The sequence below is a fragment of the Arthrobacter sp. CG_A4 genome (genome assembly GCF_035985125.1).
Taxonomy (GTDB): domain Bacteria; phylum Actinomycetota; class Actinomycetes; order Actinomycetales; family Micrococcaceae; genus Arthrobacter.
Map to the genome: position 1 here is coordinate 19,349 of NZ_JAXCID010000045.1, position 14,772 is coordinate 34,120.

General features: G+C 65.4%; 15 protein-coding genes and 3 pseudogenes. 11 read left to right on the forward strand and 7 right to left on the reverse strand.

Annotated elements, in window-relative coordinates:
* Positions 1-58 precede the first annotated feature (58 nt).
* The 3 genes from RCH07_RS16095 to RCH07_RS16105 all read left to right on the forward strand — a co-directional run bounded on the left by RCH07_RS16095 (position 59) and on the right by RCH07_RS16105 (position 3,573).
* Positions 59-1,102, forward strand: coding sequence for an IS1595 family transposase (locus RCH07_RS16095; protein ID WP_442784854.1), 1,044 nt, complete (start codon positions 59-61; stop codon positions 1,100-1,102).
* Between the two features lie 317 nt (positions 1,103-1,419).
* Positions 1,420-2,661 (forward strand): NAD(P)/FAD-dependent oxidoreductase, encoded by a 1,242-nt coding sequence (locus tag RCH07_RS16100; RefSeq protein WP_326968507.1) that lies wholly within the window; start codon positions 1,420-1,422, stop codon positions 2,659-2,661.
* A gap of 423 nt (positions 2,662-3,084) precedes the next feature.
* Positions 3,085-3,573, forward strand: a complete 489-nt coding sequence (locus RCH07_RS16105) for a class I SAM-dependent methyltransferase (RefSeq protein ID WP_326968491.1) — start codon at positions 3,085-3,087, stop codon at positions 3,571-3,573.
* A 73-nt stretch (positions 3,574-3,646) separates the two neighbouring features.
* Here RCH07_RS16105 and RCH07_RS16110 read toward each other — a convergent pair.
* The 4 genes and pseudogenes from RCH07_RS16110 to RCH07_RS16125 all read right to left on the reverse strand — a co-directional run.
* Positions 3,647-4,398, reverse strand: a pseudogene (locus RCH07_RS16110) (cytochrome c oxidase assembly protein).
* On the reverse strand, positions 4,391-4,912 hold the full coding sequence (locus tag RCH07_RS16115) for a DUF2243 domain-containing protein (RefSeq protein WP_326968492.1): 522 nt from the start codon (positions 4,910-4,912) through the stop codon (positions 4,391-4,393). Before RCH07_RS16115 ends, RCH07_RS16110 begins: the two are co-directional and overlap by 8 nt.
* 613 nt (positions 4,913-5,525) lie before the next feature.
* The gene (locus RCH07_RS16120) at positions 5,526-5,936 is read right to left on the reverse strand and encodes a DUF302 domain-containing protein (RefSeq protein WP_326968493.1); all 411 of its coding nucleotides are present in this window, start codon (positions 5,934-5,936) and stop codon (positions 5,526-5,528) included.
* Between the two features lie 55 nt (positions 5,937-5,991).
* Positions 5,992-6,198: pseudogene (locus RCH07_RS16125) on the reverse strand (multicopper oxidase domain-containing protein); the annotation flags it as partial.
* On the opposite strand from RCH07_RS16125, the gene RCH07_RS16130 reads away from it, so the two are divergent.
* Positions 6,196-6,465 carry a MoaD/ThiS family protein gene (locus tag RCH07_RS16130; RefSeq protein WP_326968508.1) on the forward strand — a complete coding sequence of 90 codons (270 nt, stop codon included), beginning with the start codon at positions 6,196-6,198 and terminating at the stop codon, positions 6,463-6,465. The pseudogene RCH07_RS16125 and the gene RCH07_RS16130 overlap by 3 nt on opposite strands.
* A gap of 5 nt (positions 6,466-6,470) precedes the next feature.
* Here RCH07_RS16130 and RCH07_RS16135 read toward each other — a convergent pair whose 3' ends face one another.
* The 3 genes from RCH07_RS16135 to RCH07_RS16145 form a co-directional block, all read right to left on the reverse strand.
* The gene (locus RCH07_RS16135; RefSeq protein ID WP_326968494.1) at positions 6,471-6,707 is read right to left on the reverse strand and encodes a hypothetical protein; all 237 of its coding nucleotides are present in this window, start codon (positions 6,705-6,707) and stop codon (positions 6,471-6,473) included.
* A 154-nt stretch (positions 6,708-6,861) separates the two neighbouring features.
* Complete coding sequence (locus RCH07_RS16140) at positions 6,862-8,556, reverse strand: alpha-amylase family protein (RefSeq protein ID WP_326968495.1); 1,695 nt, start codon at positions 8,554-8,556, stop codon at positions 6,862-6,864.
* Positions 8,553-9,548, reverse strand: a complete 996-nt coding sequence (locus tag RCH07_RS16145) for a TIGR03885 family FMN-dependent LLM class oxidoreductase (protein WP_326968496.1) — start codon at positions 9,546-9,548, stop codon at positions 8,553-8,555. The genes RCH07_RS16140 and RCH07_RS16145 overlap by 4 nt, the downstream gene beginning before the upstream one ends.
* Positions 9,549-9,642: 94 nt before the next feature.
* Between RCH07_RS16145 and RCH07_RS16150 the strand changes: the two are divergent.
* From RCH07_RS16150 to RCH07_RS16180, 7 genes and pseudogenes are all read left to right on the forward strand, one after another.
* Positions 9,643-10,670 (forward strand): annotated as a pseudogene (locus RCH07_RS16150) (ATP-dependent DNA ligase).
* A complete protein-coding gene (locus tag RCH07_RS16155) occupies positions 10,667-11,212 on the forward strand; it encodes a hypothetical protein (RefSeq protein ID WP_326968497.1) in 546 nt (181 codons plus the stop codon). The pseudogene RCH07_RS16150 and the gene RCH07_RS16155 overlap by 4 nt, the downstream one beginning before the upstream one ends.
* The gene (locus RCH07_RS16160) at positions 11,115-11,690 is read left to right on the forward strand and encodes a hypothetical protein (protein ID WP_326968498.1); all 576 of its coding nucleotides are present in this window, start codon (positions 11,115-11,117) and stop codon (positions 11,688-11,690) included. The genes RCH07_RS16155 and RCH07_RS16160 overlap by 98 nt, the downstream gene beginning before the upstream one ends.
* A 242-nt stretch (positions 11,691-11,932) precedes the next feature.
* The gene (locus RCH07_RS16165; RefSeq protein ID WP_326968500.1) at positions 11,933-12,136 is read left to right on the forward strand and encodes a cold-shock protein; all 204 of its coding nucleotides are present in this window, start codon (positions 11,933-11,935) and stop codon (positions 12,134-12,136) included.
* Between the two features lie 459 nt (positions 12,137-12,595).
* Positions 12,596-12,850, forward strand: a complete 255-nt coding sequence (locus tag RCH07_RS16170; RefSeq protein ID WP_326968501.1) for a DUF2630 family protein — start codon at positions 12,596-12,598, stop codon at positions 12,848-12,850.
* A gap of 240 nt (positions 12,851-13,090) precedes the next feature.
* Positions 13,091-13,525 (forward strand): hypothetical protein, encoded by a 435-nt coding sequence (locus RCH07_RS16175; protein ID WP_326968502.1) that lies wholly within the window; start codon positions 13,091-13,093, stop codon positions 13,523-13,525.
* A 186-nt stretch (positions 13,526-13,711) separates the two neighbouring features.
* On the forward strand, positions 13,712-13,981 hold the full coding sequence (locus RCH07_RS16180; protein WP_326968503.1) for a hypothetical protein: 270 nt from the start codon (positions 13,712-13,714) through the stop codon (positions 13,979-13,981).
* Positions 13,982-14,772: the final 791 nt, after the last annotated feature.

Sequence of the window (14,772 nt, forward strand, 5' to 3'; positions counted from 1 at the left end):
ATCCTCAATGTCATATGTCAATACAGGGCTATCCATGTAACCGGAGTAATCTGGCGACATGTCTCAACCTCGTGCCGGCGTGCACTACCCGAGGTCTGTGGGCGAGTTCCAGGCCTGGTTCCGGAGCGACGCGGACTGCCTGGACTACCTGGAGTGGCTGCGGTGGCCGGGCGGCTTCGTCTGTCCCGACTGCGGCCACACCGGGGGCTGGCGGCTGGCCGATGGCCGGTTCGAGTGCTCCGGCTGCCAGGCCCGCACATCGACGACTGCGGGCACGATCTTCGACCGGACGCGCACGCCGCTGACGGTGTGGTTCACCGTCTGTTGGTTGTTCGCCTCCGGCAAGGACGGCATCTCCGCGTTGAGCCTGCAGCGGACGTTGGAGATCGGCTCGTACCAGACCGCGTGGGCGATGCTGCATCGACTGCGGTCGGTACTGGTGCGGCCGGGCAGAGATCGTCTGTCCGGAACGGTGGAGGTGGATGAGACCTTCATCGGCGGTGAGGAGCCGGGTCTGCGCGGCGGCCGCGCCCGGGGCAAGAAGGTCCTGACCGGCATCGCTGTCGAGGTCCGCGAGCCGAAGGGGATCGGTCGGTGCCGGATGGCGCCGCTGACCGACGCGTCCGCCGACTCGCTGCATGCCTTCGTCACCGACCACGTCGAGCCGGGCTCAACGGTGATCACCGATGCCTGGCAGGGCTACAGCGGGCTGGACAAGCTCGGCTACGTCCACGACCGGCGCAGCCAACGGGCCGCCCGCGCCCGCGGAGAAGACCCCGGCGCGCTGCTACCCGCGGTACACCGGGTCGCCTCGCTGATCAAAAGGTGGCTGCTGGGCACCCATCAGGGCTCGACGGAAGCCGCCCACCTGCCCAGCTACATGAACGAGTTCGTGTTCCGCTTCAACCGTCGCCGCTCCCGCAGCCGCGGCCTGCTGTTCTACCGGGTACTCGAGCTCGCCGTCAGTCACAAACCGGTCCGCTACCGGGACCTCATCGCGAACCCAAAGCCCAAGGCGAACCCGCCAGCCGGTCCAGGAGGCCGGGGCCACCCACCGAGCCTGGAGCGCCACCCAGCGAACCGGCCTTGGAGGACCACCTGACCTGCACCCCTCCGGTTACATGGATAGCCCTGTAAAGTCTAACGAGGGCCGTCTCCCCGCAACAGGCCAGCTGAACCGACGCGGAAGGCAGCCGAGTCACCACATTTTCCAAAGACACCTGCACGAAAAGTCCAAAGTCGCCTGCACGCGTAATGGGCTATGAATCGGGATGCTTTTAGCTGCGGGTCTTGAGGTACTGGTAGAGGGTTTCGCGGCTGACCCATTCTCGATTGGCGGCCTTCCCGGAATCCTTCGTTTCCGATAAGGAGCACCCGCTACCTATCGCCTCCGTTGGGCGCAGGAGTAGTGTGCGGTTCATGGATGAGACATTGCCGGTTATCGTCGTCGGTGGCGGGTTCGCCGGCGTTAAGACAGCCACACAGCTTGGCCGCAAAGGCATCGATGTGTTGCTTATCGATAAAAACAATTACCACCAGTTTCAACCGCTCCTGTACCAGGTCGCGACGGCGCAGATCGGGGTCTCGGAGGTGGCGAGGCCATTTCGGGCCATCTTCCGCCGCTCGAACCGGGTCCGGGTAGTTACCGCCGAAGTAACCGCGATCGATCCGGCCGGACGCAGCGTCACCACATCCGATGGCGCTACATACCGGGCCAGGATACTGGTCCTCGCGGCTGGTGCGGTGCCGAACTTTTTTGATACCCCGGGCGCAGAAGAGTTTGCGCACCCGTTGTACTCCGTCATCGATGCGGTCTCGCTGGGCGCCAACCTCACGAGCCTGCTCGACCACGCTGACAAGGAAACCGCGGGAGACGTAAACATCGTCGTCATCGGCGGCGGGCCAACCGGCGTGGAAACCGCCGGCGCCATCGCGGAAAACGTCAAGTTCGTCCTGCCCAGCTATTTCTCGTCCGGGCTGGCCGCCAGATGCCATGTTTACCTGGTGGATATGGTCCCGACCGTGCTGAACGCGTTTTCGGAAAAATCGCAATCGTACGCCAGGAAACGCCTGGTCAAGGTCGGCGTCCGGCTACAACTGGGCGTCGGTGTTACCGAGGTCAGCGCCGATGCCGTGACTCTGGCAGATGGAACAGTGCTGCCCAGCCGGATCGTGGTGTGGGCAGGAGGACTGAAGGCCGGGGCTGTCCTCGCCTCCTCGGGACTGGCACACGGCAGAGGCGGCCGGATCGATGTTCAACCCGACCTTACGGCACGGGACTTCGAAGGAGTCTATGTTCTCGGGGACGCGGCAAACATGACCGATACGACAGGTGCACATCTGCCGCAATTGGGTTCCGTGGCCCAGCAGTCCGGTAAATGGGCAGCCCGCAACATCCATGCGGACCTGACGGGTGGTAAGCGAGAACCCTTCCGGTACTTCGACAAGGGATACATGGCCATGATCGGCCGCGGCGCTGCGGTCGCCGAGATCGGGCGCAAAAGGGTCCAGATACAAGGACCGTTGGCCTTTGCCGCATGGCTTGGAGTGCATGCCGCACTACTCTCCGGGGGCCGGCAAAAGATCGGGGCGCTCATTTCCTGGATCGAAGACTTTGTCTCCCACGAACGATCACAGGTAATCGTCGGCCCCCCGGAATAACATGCTCCGACCCGGCGCCGCGGCCAGCTGGCCCATCGGCTCTGATTTTACGGCTTCGTCCCGGGCGGGATCCGCCCGGCATATGAATCCCTTGGGGGTCGAACCGGGCCGCGAAATCGACGATCTCTGCCTCGCTGACCGGTTCGGCACCAAACACCCCCACGGGGCCCGGCACATAATCATCGAAGAAACGATCCTGGAAAGGAAGCAGCCCCGGCGCCATCCTCTCAGCTGTCATATCCTGTCCCTCCTTCCACCATGAAAACCTACCCGCCAAACCCTAATACACCCGGTTCACCGGCGGCGTCCGGGTGCGGAGGGGGCAGGAAGAGGGATCCTCTGAGGACGCTGCCCTGGAAGGTCTCCCCCTGCGACCAAGGCCCAGGAAGCCGTGAGGACGGCGTCAAGTGGACGGATCGGCCTTTGCGTTCTACCCGCCAGCTGTCACCCATAGTCCTGGCCCTGGAACCCGATAACTACCTCAGAAGCCGCGCCCTGGCTCAAGCCCCTGCTGCCACGGTCCCAGTGACGGTCAGTCCCGAAGCCGCCGAGCACATCCCGGCCGATAACGGCAGCGTTGATGCGGTCGTCGCCAGTCTCGTCCTGTGCAGTGTTGTCGACCAAGCCGCCGTCCTTGCTGAAATCCGGCGCGTCCTGCGACCTGGCGGGACCCTGGCGTACTACGAACACGTCCGTTCGGAACGCCGTGTCCTGGCCATGGCCGAAGACCTGCTCACCCCGGCATGGCAGCGCGTCGCTGGAGGATGCCACCCCAACCGGGACATGCTCAGCGCCATCACGGCAGCAGGGTTCACCGTCGGGGACAACCAACGCTTCGGCTTTGCCGTGCATCCGTTGGTCCCTCCGGTAGCCCACATTCTGGGCAGGGCCACCAGCCCAGGGCCTGCCTGACCGGCTGTGTGCCGGAAGCCCGTGGCCGGTTTCCTCGGACCGGTCCGGCAGCTCCACAGCCCCCGTCAATCTGTTACGTGGTGACCGCCCGGGGGGCCGTGCGGGGCCGCGTGTGCCGGTACCAGCGGTAGCAGAAGATGGTGATGACGATCAGGTCGATGGCGTCTCCGCCGTAGTACATCAGCTGCGCTCCGGCCTGGGCCTGGGCCTGGGGTACGGTAACGCCCGCGGGAGGGATGGCGTAGAGGGTTTTGGCGAGGATGTCATGTCCGGCCAGTGCCGCGACCAGGACGACGGCGCGGGTCCGGTAGCCGGCACGGTGCGGGTCGGGGTCGGTGCCGATCAGGGCGGCGGTGAACAGGTAGCCGGCGGCGAGCATGTGCACGCCTGTCGTATACAACACCCAGAGCCCTCCCACGTTCAGCACCGCGGCGCTCACGGGGTGGGTGAGCACCTGCACCGGGGCGCTGGACAGCACCCGGACCAGGCCCCGGGCAGGCCCGGACGCAGATAGCGCAGCACCAGAGATACCGGCGCGGCGCAGACCAGCAGCAGCGGGGCGGCCATGCCGATAAGCAGGTGACCGGCCATGTGGGCAGTGAAATCCGTGTGCGCGGCCTCCGCGACCGGACCCGCCACTGCGGCGGCGGCCGCGGTAACCCCGGTCAGCCAGAACAGGGTCCGGCGCACCGGGCAGGGACCGCGACGGCGGGTCGCTGCCCCGACGATCAGATAGGCGACGGCCGCCCAGACCAGCGGGAGCAGCAGGAGCAACCCGGAAGCACCGCCGCCGGAGAAGCTGCCGGTATGGGTGTGGTTATCCACGGGCGGTGGCCGGTGCAAGCGACGCGGTCCGGGCCGGGCGGGTGCGCACCAGCAGCACGATGCCGATCGCGAGCATGATGCAGGCCAGAATGTTCCAGGTCAGGTCATAAGGCAGCAGATCCACTTCATAGCGGATCTGGTGCAGACCCATGACCTTGTGCTGGATGGTGCCGTCATAGAGCTGGAACCCGCCGGCCCCGACCAGGACGGCACCCGACCAGCGGGCCATCCTCAGCCCTCCGCGCCGGAGGACGTCCGCAAACAGGAACAGGGCCGCGACCACCGCAAACCAGCCGACAGCGTGGAAAATCCCATCCGAGACCAAACCCACTTCCGGGGTGGATTTGTCGTAGAAGTGGTGCCAGTGCAGCAACTGATGAAACACCGTCTCGTCCACGAACGCCGCCACACCGATCCCGAACAACACCCCGGACAGGACCGTCCGCACCGACATCGCCGCCTGCTCCGTGGACCCGGAGCGCCCCGCAACGCGCCCTACTGGCCTACTGCTCATTCCGACCGCCTCTTCCATTCATCGGTGCCGTGACCGGTCCGCCCGGGCCAAAGGTCCCGTCTCGACGCTCCCACCAGCAGCCAACAGAGTCAAGAGTGCCTGGAACCGGGCGCCATGCCCAGGGACTATCCCCCGCAGCGACAGCTACCAGGCAACGGTGAAGGTGAACCGCCAGCCGATCAGCGTTCAGACGTGGAACAGATAAGGAAAGAGTTCACCCTGCCTGCAGTGGAGCAGGTACGCTCCGGGCTCTCGGAACTCCTGGAGACCCCGAACAGGTAATGCAGCAGCTCGTCCGCGTCTTCATCGACGACGGCACCTTCTGCCCGGGATACCAATTCCTCCCCGGCGGCCAACTCCACCCAACGGTCCTAATTCTTTTCAGGCGTGCGATGGAGCTGCAGATCCCGCACAACTACTTCACGGTTCGATGGTCACACCGTCCTGGAAAGTTGGCGGAGCCCGCCTCGATGACCTTCTCAGAAACGGCACCGCTGGGGCCTTACTACACGCCCTGGAAGCGTCCGGTGCGAGCTAGGGGACCCTTGAGCGCACCGGGGCGGTGCGCAGCGTCGGCCCATGAGACTCATTGACCCCGCATGTTGGCCGGGTCTCAGGCGGTTTCGAGTTCCTTCAGGGCTGCGAGGAGCCTGTGATCGGCGTCCGAGGCGACTTCGGAGACGGCCGGGGCGTCGCTGAGCTGCACCATGGTCTGCGGGTCGATGGTCTGGATGACGGTGGCGCCGTTGTCAGGTCCGCGCCTGATCACGACGTTGCAGGGCAGCAGCAGCCCCATGTCCGGGTCCGCGGCGAGAGCTTTTTGCGCCAGGGCAGGATTGCAGACGCCCAGGATGAGGTAGTCGCCCAGGCCCTGCCCGGCGTCGGACCCGAGTTTGGCCTCGAAGGTGGCGCGGACATCGATTTCGGAGAGCACGCCGAAGCCCTGCCCCGAGAGGGCTTCACGGGTCCGGGTTACTGCTTCTGCGTAGGGCAGGGCGACGGTGATGGTGTGTGCGTAGGTCATTGTTGTGCTCCTTCATCGGTTTTCTCATTCATGCAAAGGCTGTGGGGCCGCTGTGCTACCGGGCTTCGATCAGGCCCATCATGCCGCTGTCCTCGTGGTCGAGGATGTGGCAGTGGTAGACGGTTTTGCCGGTGAAGTCATCGAAGGCGATCCGGACCCGGACACTGCTGCGGGCCGGGACGTTGACCACATCCTGCCACATGGGAGTGTCCACGGGCTGGCCGGCCTGTTCGATGATCTGCATCGGCCATACGTGCAGGTGTTGCCCAGTGTCCTCCAGCCGCTGGCCGGCGGGCAGTCCTTCCTGACTGCGCCCGCTGACACGGCGGTGACGGTGGAGGGGGTGCTGGACCTGGTGACCGGGGAGTACCCGGCCCTGTCGAGGCGGCTGCGGGACGAGACCGGCCCGATCCGACGCTACGTGAATATATACGTCAACGGGAATGAGATCCGCCGCATGCAGGGCCTGGCCACCGAGGTTTCCCCGGGCCAGAAGGTCCTGATCATCCAGTCCGTCGCGGGAGGCTAGCCGCCTCAGGCGACCCGCCAAAGGCTGCATTCGTCGGTGTTGATGGCTTTACGGGTGCCGGACTGCCGGTCCATGATCCAGACGACGCCGATTCCGGGCGCGGTTTCCTGGACGCTGCCGCGGCGGATCACGACATCGTCGTAATTCGGGCCGGCCTTCAGGCGCGCCTCGATCTCGTCGCCGCGGTGCAGCTGATCCAGGGCGCGGATGCGGGTTGCATGGGCTTTGGCTTCCTTCAACATGGCGGGGCCTCCTGGACTGGAGAGTGGTGCCTGCTCTTGCCAGCACTTCCAGTGTGCGGTGCCAATGTTGCGGCTGCGTTTCGGCCCGGTAAGACGTGGGTTAGCGTTCAACGCCGGGGCCGTTACCGGCGTCGACGTCCCGGCCGGAATAGCCTCACGGGAAGCGGCGTTCACCCGGGCGCTGGATCCGGAACCACCGGTAGCCGTAGCGGTCCAGCTCCAGCTCGAAACCGCCGTCGTCCGCCAGCTGGACGTCCTGGCCGTCCAGCAGGTCCCGCAGATAGGCGCCCTCGAAACCTGTCTCCGGGTCCCCGGCAGCGGCCACGTTCGCGGACACCGAGGCTGGTTCCGCCCCGAAGTTGTGGGCCAGGACGACGGTTGAGCCGTCCCGGGAACAGCGGTGCAGGAGCACCTTCGTCGCGGGCTGTTTGATGAGTTCGAAGTCGCCCCACCCCAGCTCGGGGCTTTCCCGGTAACGCTGGATCAGGGTGGCGATGAAGTTCCACAGCGAGTTCGGGTCCCTCTTCGCCGCGGCCACGTTGACGTTCTTCGGCCCGAAGTAGCCGTCCACGACCTGGGCCACTAGATCCTTCGCGGGGGCGGTCGAAAAGCCGCCGTTCTCGGTGTCATTCCATTGCATGGGGGACCGCACGGCCGAGCGGCCCTTCGCCGAGAGGTCCTCGCCCATGCCGATCTCCTCGCCGTAGAAGAGCACCGGGGTCCCGGGCAGCGCGAACATCAGCGAGTACACCATGCGAATCCGGGCGGGGTCGCCGTTGAGCATGGTGGGCAGCCGGCGGCGCAGCCCGCGGCCGTACATCTGCATTTCCTCATCCGGTCCGAAGGCGGCAAAGACTTCCTCGCGCTCGGCGTCGCTGAGTTGGTCCAGGGTCAGCTCGTCGTGGTTGCGGACAAACATGGCCCACTGGTTGTCCGGGTGGATCTTCGGGCGGGAGCTGAGCGACTTGGCCAGCGGCCGGGCATCCTCCCGGGCGAGGGACAAGTACAGGTTCTGCATGGACAGAAAGTCGAACTGCATGTTCAGCTCGTTTCCGGCCGCGCCGCCGAAGTACTTCAAGTGATCCTTGTAGGGCAGGTCGACCTCGCCCAGCAGCAGACCGCTGCCGTTGCGGCGGTTGAGGAAGCTGCGGAGCGCGCTGAGGTAGTCGTGCGGATCGATCTGTGCCGCGTCTTCCTTCGACGTGCCCTGCAGCTCGAGGAAGAACGGGACCGCGTCCAGCCGGAAGCCGTCCAGTCCCAGCTGCAGCCAGAAACCCATGGACTTGGCGATCTCGTCCCGCACTTTCGGGTTCGCCACATTCAGGTCAGGCTGGTGTTTGGCGAACATGTGCAGGTACCACTCACCGGTGGCCTTGTCCCGGGTCCAGATGGACGACTCCTCGCCCGGGAACACCACCTGCTCCGAAGTGTCCGGGGGTGTGTCCTTGCGCCAGACGTAGTAATCGCGAAACGGGTTGTCCACCGACTTGCGGGACTCCACAAACCAGGGATGCTTGTCCGAGGTGTGGTTGAGGACGAAGTCCGCGATCACCCGCATCCCCCGGTCTTTTGCGGTCCGGATAAACTCCACCACGTCGCCCAGGTTGCCCAGCCGCCGGTCCACGCCGTACAGATCCGTGACGTCGTAGCCGTCGTCCCTGTCCGGTGTGGGGTAGAACGGCATCAGACAGATGCACGTCACTCCCAGGGCTGCGAGGTAGTCCACGCGCTGGATCAGGCCGCCGAAATCCCCGGTCCCGTCGCCGTCGCCGTCGAAGAACGTCTCCGGATCCAGGCAGTAGATGACGGCGTTCTTCCACCAAAGGTCCGAGGTCTGTGCAATCCTCACAGCAGCACCTCCCGGTCCTGCCGAGGGTTCCCGGACGCGCGAAGTTGCGGGAGCACATGTTCCGCGAAGGCATGGATGAACGGCGACTGCTCCTGCCCGACGAAATGCAGGTACAGCCCGTCGAAACCGAGCTCGACATATTCGGCGAGCCACTGCGCGTGCTGCCCGGTGTCTGCGGAGATGTTCACGACATTCCGGACCTGTTCCTCGCCGACGTCGGCGCTGACGCCGTCGAAGTGGGCCGCCGTCGGGAGATCCCAGGGGATGGGCGGGGCGAACACGTTGCTACGCCACTGGTCCGTAGCAACCGCGACGGCTTCCTGCTCCGTCGGCGCCCAGGATAAGTGCACCTGCAGCACCGCTTTCCCGCGGCCGCCGGCGTCGCGGTAAGCGGCGAGCACGTCCTTCAGCTTCGCGTGCGGCTGGTTCACCGTGACCAGCCCGTCCGCCCAGCCCGCCCCCCGGCGCGCTGTTTCCACACTGACGGCCGGAGCAATCAACGGCGGCTTGATCTCAGGCACATCCCAGATCCTGGCCTGCTGGACGGTGACCAGGCCGTCCCGGGTCACCTCCTTGCCGTCGTGGAGTTCGCGGATGATCTGCACGGCCTCCTCAAGGCGCCGCTGCCGTGTGGCCTTGTCCGGCCAGGCGTCCCCGGTGACGTGCTCGTTCATGTACTCGCCGCTGCCTGGCGCCAGCCAGAACCGGCCGGGAAACATGTCCGCGAGGGTGGCCGAAGCATGCGCAATGATGGCCGGGTGGTAGCGCTGGCCCGGCGCCGTCACGACGCCGAAGCGCAGCTTGGTGGTGGCCAGCGCGGCCCCCAGCCAGGACCAGGCGAAGCCGGAATGGCCCTGCCGGGCGGACCAGGGCTCGATGTGGTCCGAGCACATGGCGGCGTCGAAGCCGGCCTGCTCCGCCAGCTGAACGTCCTTGAGGAGCTGGCCGGGGCTGATCTGTTCGTGCGATGCGTGGAAACCGAGGCTAGCCATCGTTCATGTCTACCCTCGGTCCGACCGGTTGTCGAGGAAAGCGTGCCCGGCCGGGCCTCTGGCGGGCGGCGCGGTGCGCAGCCACAATAGGCCTATGCGACTGCCGCTGATGCCCCCGATCGCGCCCATGCTGGCGAAAGCCGTGACGTCCCTGCCCGACGGCGCGCTGATGTTCGAACCGAAGTGGGACGGGTTCCGCTCCATCATCTTCCGCGACGGCGAGGACCTGGAGATCGGCAGCCGCAACGGCAAGCCCCTGACGCGTTACTTCCCCGAACTCGTCGACGCGCTGAAGGCAAACCTCCCGCCGCGCTGCGTGCTCGACGGCGAGATCATCATGGTTGGCGCCTCCGGCGACCGGCTCGACTTCGACACCCTCCAACAGCGGATCCACCCCGCCGCGAGCCGCGTCCGGCTGCTGGCCGAACAGACCCCGGCGAGTTTCGTCGCGTTTGATCTGCTGGCTCTCGACGACGAGGACCTCACCGCGCGTCCCTTCGCCGAGCGGCGCGGGGCGTTGGAACGAGTGCTCGCCGGAAGTGCGGCCCCGATCCACCTCATCGCCGCGACGCGGGACAAGGGAACCGCCCAGGAGTGGTTCCACCAGTTCGAGGGGGCCGGGCTCGACGGGATCGTGGCCAAGCCGCTGGGCGGGCCCTACCTGCCGGACAAGCGCTCCATGTTCAAGATCAAGCACGAACGCACCGCGGACTGCGTTCTCGCCGGGTACCGGGTGCACACCTCCGGGCCGGACCGGATCGGCTCACTGCTGCTGGGGCTCTACGGCGACGACGGCGCACTCGCCAATGTCGGCGTGGTGGGGGCCTTCCCGATGCAGCGACGGAAGGAACTCTTCGCAGAACTCCAGCCGCTGGTGACCAGCTTCGAAGAACACCCCTGGGACTGGGCCCGGCAGGAGGACGGGACCCGGACGCCGCGCAATGCCGAAGGCAGCCGCTGGAGCGGAGGCAAGGACCTCTCCTCCACCACGCGCTCCGGCCGGAGCGCGTGGTGGAAGTGAAATACGACCACATGGAAGGCGAGCGGTTCCGCCACACGGCGCAGTTTGTCCGCTGGCGCCCGGACCGGGACCCGCGGTCCTGCACCTACGAACAGCCTTGAAGGTCCTGATCGGTGTGTGGCGGCTGGCCGGGATGTCCTCGGGCAAATATCTTGCCGCGACCATGGACTTGTGGCTGCCCAGGCTGGAGGCCTTCGGGGAACTGGACGCACAAAGACTCAGCCCGGCGGTGAGGGCGCAGTTGCTGAAGATCTCCGGGGCCACGATCGACCGGCTGCTCAAGCCCACCAGGGACGCCGGCAGACCCAAGGGCCTGTCCGCCACCCGGGCCGGACCGCTGCTGCGCAACTCGATTACGGTCCGCAAGGCCGGGGATGAACATGAACAGGCACGCGGCTTCATCGAAGCGGACATGGTCGTCCACTGCGGCCCCACCCTGGCAGGGGAATTCGCCAGAACCCTGACCGCCACGGACGTGTCCACCGGCTGGACCGAGAACGTCGCGGTCCGTAACGGTGCGCACAAATGGGTGCTGGCGGCAATGGATGAGATCGTGGCGCGCCTGCCGTTCCCCCCTGGTCGGGCTGGACACCGACAACGGCGGGGAATTCATCAACTATGCCCTGATCAAATGGGCCGGTGACAAGGACATCTACTTCACCCGGTCCCGGCCGTACAAGTCCAACGACAACGCCCACGTCGAGCAGAAGAACGGCGACGTGGTCCGCCGCCACGCCTTCTACTACCGCTACGACACCGCCGCGGAGCTGAAGCTGCTAAACGCCCTCTATGCCCTCGTGCGGGTCCGGCTGAACCTCTTCACCGCCACCACGAAAGCAATCGGCTGGCGCTCGAACAAACACGGGAAGAAAACCCGCGTCTACGACAAGCCGCGAACCCCGTACCAGCGCGTGACCGATTCCGGGATTCTGACCGGAGCCAAAGCCGCTGAACCCGCGGCGCTGATGGCGATCACCAACCCGGCCGACCTCACCCGAGGCATCACCGCCATCCAAACCCAGCTGATCGCCCTCGCCGCGGCGAAAACACGGGCCCTGGAAGCATCATCCACGCGAGCACAAATAACTGAGGCAAGCACAACACTTTCGCGAGCATCTTGACATGAGTCGTTACGGCATCCGGCATCCCGAAGCGCCCTCCGACGCCGCATCCGGGCCTTTGCTGACCTGGTGTCGAGGCCATCGCCATGGCTTACGGGAACGGTGCTCGGGTGAGAGACGCGCCCGGCTTCAGCCCTTGCGCGACCAGGTTCCTGGCCCGTAGCTTGAGGGCAGCGAAAGACACCTTCCGCAGCGCCGGCCCTTGAGCCGGCGGAAAAGCAGAGTCACCGAAGGACACACCGATGGCAACAGGCACAGTCAAATGGTTCAACGCTGAGAAGGGATTCGGCTTCATCGCCCCCGATGACGGCTCAGCAGATGTTTTCGCCCACTACTCGGCAATCGCCAGTAGCGGCTACCGCTCCCTGGAGGAGAACCAGAAAGTCCAGTTCGACATCACCCCAGGACCGAAAGGCCCGCAGGCGGAGAATATCCACCCGATGTGAAGGTCCCCGCCGCCGGAAAAAGCAGCCCGCCCCCGACCGGCACCGATCGTTCCTACGGAACCAGGCATCCGGTTTCATCCGGACACCGTTTCCCTGCCTTCTCCCACATATCTGCCATACGGACAGCCCGTAGTCGGGACCAATCCAAGGAGCACCCCATGACCATACCGCCACAACGCGAACCCGCACCGTTTCCGCCCCAGCCCGGGCCGACACCGGAATCCCCCGACCCCACAAACCCCTTTCCTCCCAGTCCTGCTCCGGAACCGGATCCAGGCCCGGTCCCCGATCCCGGACCGCTGACACCGCCCACCGATCCGACCCGCAGGCCCTAGAACCACATAGACAGGACGGCGACAACCAACGCCGGGTCCGGGGGCAGAAAACACCTGGCACCGGAATCCCTGAAGGCGGCGCGCCTCACAGGGTTGCCTCCTAAAGAATCAAGGAGTGGCAGAGATGGATAATCAGGACATCCTGGACCGTATTCAGGCCTTGGTCGATGAGGAACACCAACTCCGCGCATCCGCAGCACCCAGACCCGCATCAGAGGACGCGGATGCGGCGTACGAGGAACGCAGGGTCAGGTTGCGGCGCGTGGAGCAGGACCTTGACCAGTGCTGGGACCTGCTACGCCAGCGAAAGGCCAAAGAAAACGCCGGGGCAGACCCCGGTGAGGCGCTTGCACGGCCTGCCAACGAAGTAGAAGGTTAGCGGCAGTAAGGGTACCGCCCTCCCCTGAACAGGACGCCAACGCCCCCTTTGAGTTGCCCAGGCCAGGCCCGGCAGGTGGCATCAACCGGCTTCCCGGCCAACGAAGGGCACGGGCAGGGTTCTTTGTCGGGTCCTCCGCCCGGGGCTAGCCTGAAGTCCGGAACACAGCTCATTGCCTGGATCTGGGACACAGCTCAACAGGCGGGCCGAAGCCCTCCAAGACTAGCTAGGAGCCCGTCAATGTCGACCATCTCCCATACCCATAGGCCCAGCAATGCCCGGCCGCCCTCCGTGCGGCGGCTTTGGTGCACCAGATGCCGCACCGACCAGCACCTGGTCATCGATGCCATCGAGCCGCCCCTTGCCCCGGAGGAAGGCCTGGTTGAGGTCTCGTACACCTGTCTGGGCTGCGATTTCCTCTACGCCCACCCCGCCACCGTTGCCCAGGTCGCTGCCATCCTCAACAAGCCTGGCCCCGGGAGGACCTCGGGAATTCTGCAGTTCGGCGGAACATACATCCATTGCGGTGAACCCATGCACACCATAGGTTCCGAAACGCGCAACATCTATGCCCCGCTGACCACCGAACAGTCCGCCGAACCCGTTCTGGACGTCTACCTCCGCACCCGCGTCCTGAAGTGCGCCTGCGGATTCCAGATGGAAATACCGGACTGAGCCCACCACTTCCCCAGGCCATGGTCTAGGCGAATCCGAATCCATCAACCACACAGACGCGCCGGTTATTATCGAGGACAGCCGTTCGGGCAGCAGGTCAGCCGTAATCCACCCGAACAGTCATGGCATATATGGGTCCAGGGGTGACGCTGTCCCGGCCATTGGCCTGCATGAGACGATTCCCGCATGAATGAGAACAACTCCGGCAGGGCCGGCCGTCCGGCCCGCGGTTACGCCGACACCACCGGACACAGCCACTATCACGAAGTCCTGACCACAGAACAGCTGCAGGCACTCGGGCAACGGCGGAAGGACGCCGAACAAAAACTCGAACGCCACCAGCTGGAAGCCCGGAGCAAGGAAAACCTCCACGAAACAGACCCGGGACCCTGCAGAGCCGGCGGACAGCCTGCGTTAACCGGCCAGCGGCCTCTCCGGCTGTGCTCAAGTTCTTAGGAACCAGTGACAGTTCGATGGGTGCCTGGAGATTCTCGGACAGTCTCGCATCAAGGTCAGTCCGTCGCTTTCACCGTCATTCTGGCCGTCGCCGCCGCCGGCCAGCTGCTGACCGGGGTCCTCAGGTCACTCATGCCCGCTCTGAGGGATTCTTCACACGCCCTCCGTCCGTGAACAGTGCGCCCCGGATGCCGGCCTGACCAGCGGCTCATTGGACGACGGGCAGCAACGATACGTTGATGCGCCGCGGATTGCGGAGGGACGGCGGCGACTGGGGCCGCCTTGGTCACAGGAGGCGCATCGCCGCCGGCCCGTACCAACGGCCCGTTCCCGGACCGAGGACTTGGAGGACCGGGCGCAGCAGGGAGCATGAACTTCGTCTGATCGCACCGGGCTCAGCTATAGCTGCGTGGAAAACCGGCCAATGCCCGTCAGATAAACTCGGCCGCACGTCTGATACGGACACGTGGGAGTGCCCTCCATTCCCCAGGACGGGGAAATAGACAGTGCTGCCTTGCCCACTGCCCGTTATCCGCGGATCCGGACAACAGCCTGCACCCTCCGCAGGCACCTGCGTTTTCTCAACTCGATGGCAATAGAAGGGCACTGTGACGTGGTTTCCGAGGGCCCGGCTATCCCCCATAGGCGGGCCTTCCTCGCGCGGTCCTGTCCTGTTCATTGCAGAGGACGCCGACACCCTACGTGTCAGGGTGAGTTGAGGCCAGCGGCTCATAGCAACTCCGCAAAAAGCGTAGGGCGAGAATCAGGAACAGCATCAATGTCTATCTCCA

What these genes read in the sequence shown, in the direction of transcription:
- RCH07_RS16165 (WP_326968500.1), top strand. Translation starts at nt 11,933, where the DNA reads ATGGCAACAGGCACAGTCAAATGGTTCAACGCTGAGAAGGGATTCGGC.
- RCH07_RS16145 (WP_326968496.1), bottom strand. Translation starts at nt 9,548, where the DNA reads ATGGCTAGCCTCGGTTTCCACGCATCGCACGAACAGATCAGCCCCGGC.
- RCH07_RS16100 (WP_326968507.1), top strand. Translation starts at nt 1,420, where the DNA reads ATGGATGAGACATTGCCGGTTATCGTCGTCGGTGGCGGGTTCGCCGGC.
- RCH07_RS16160 (WP_326968498.1), top strand. Translation starts at nt 11,115, where the DNA reads ATGAGATCGTGGCGCGCCTGCCGTTCCCCCCTGGTCGGGCTGGACACC.
- RCH07_RS16135 (WP_326968494.1), bottom strand. Translation starts at nt 6,707, where the DNA reads ATGTTGAAGGAAGCCAAAGCCCATGCAACCCGCATCCGCGCCCTGGAT.
- RCH07_RS16120 (WP_326968493.1), bottom strand. Translation starts at nt 5,936, where the DNA reads ATGACCTACGCACACACCATCACCGTCGCCCTGCCCTACGCAGAAGCA.
- RCH07_RS16095 (WP_442784854.1), top strand. Translation starts at nt 59, where the DNA reads ATGTCTCAACCTCGTGCCGGCGTGCACTACCCGAGGTCTGTGGGCGAG.
- RCH07_RS16180 (WP_326968503.1), top strand. Translation starts at nt 13,712, where the DNA reads ATGAATGAGAACAACTCCGGCAGGGCCGGCCGTCCGGCCCGCGGTTAC.
- RCH07_RS16170 (WP_326968501.1), top strand. Translation starts at nt 12,596, where the DNA reads ATGGATAATCAGGACATCCTGGACCGTATTCAGGCCTTGGTCGATGAG.
- RCH07_RS16175 (WP_326968502.1), top strand. Translation starts at nt 13,091, where the DNA reads ATGTCGACCATCTCCCATACCCATAGGCCCAGCAATGCCCGGCCGCCC.
- RCH07_RS16115 (WP_326968492.1), bottom strand. Translation starts at nt 4,912, where the DNA reads ATGAGCAGTAGGCCAGTAGGGCGCGTTGCGGGGCGCTCCGGGTCCACG.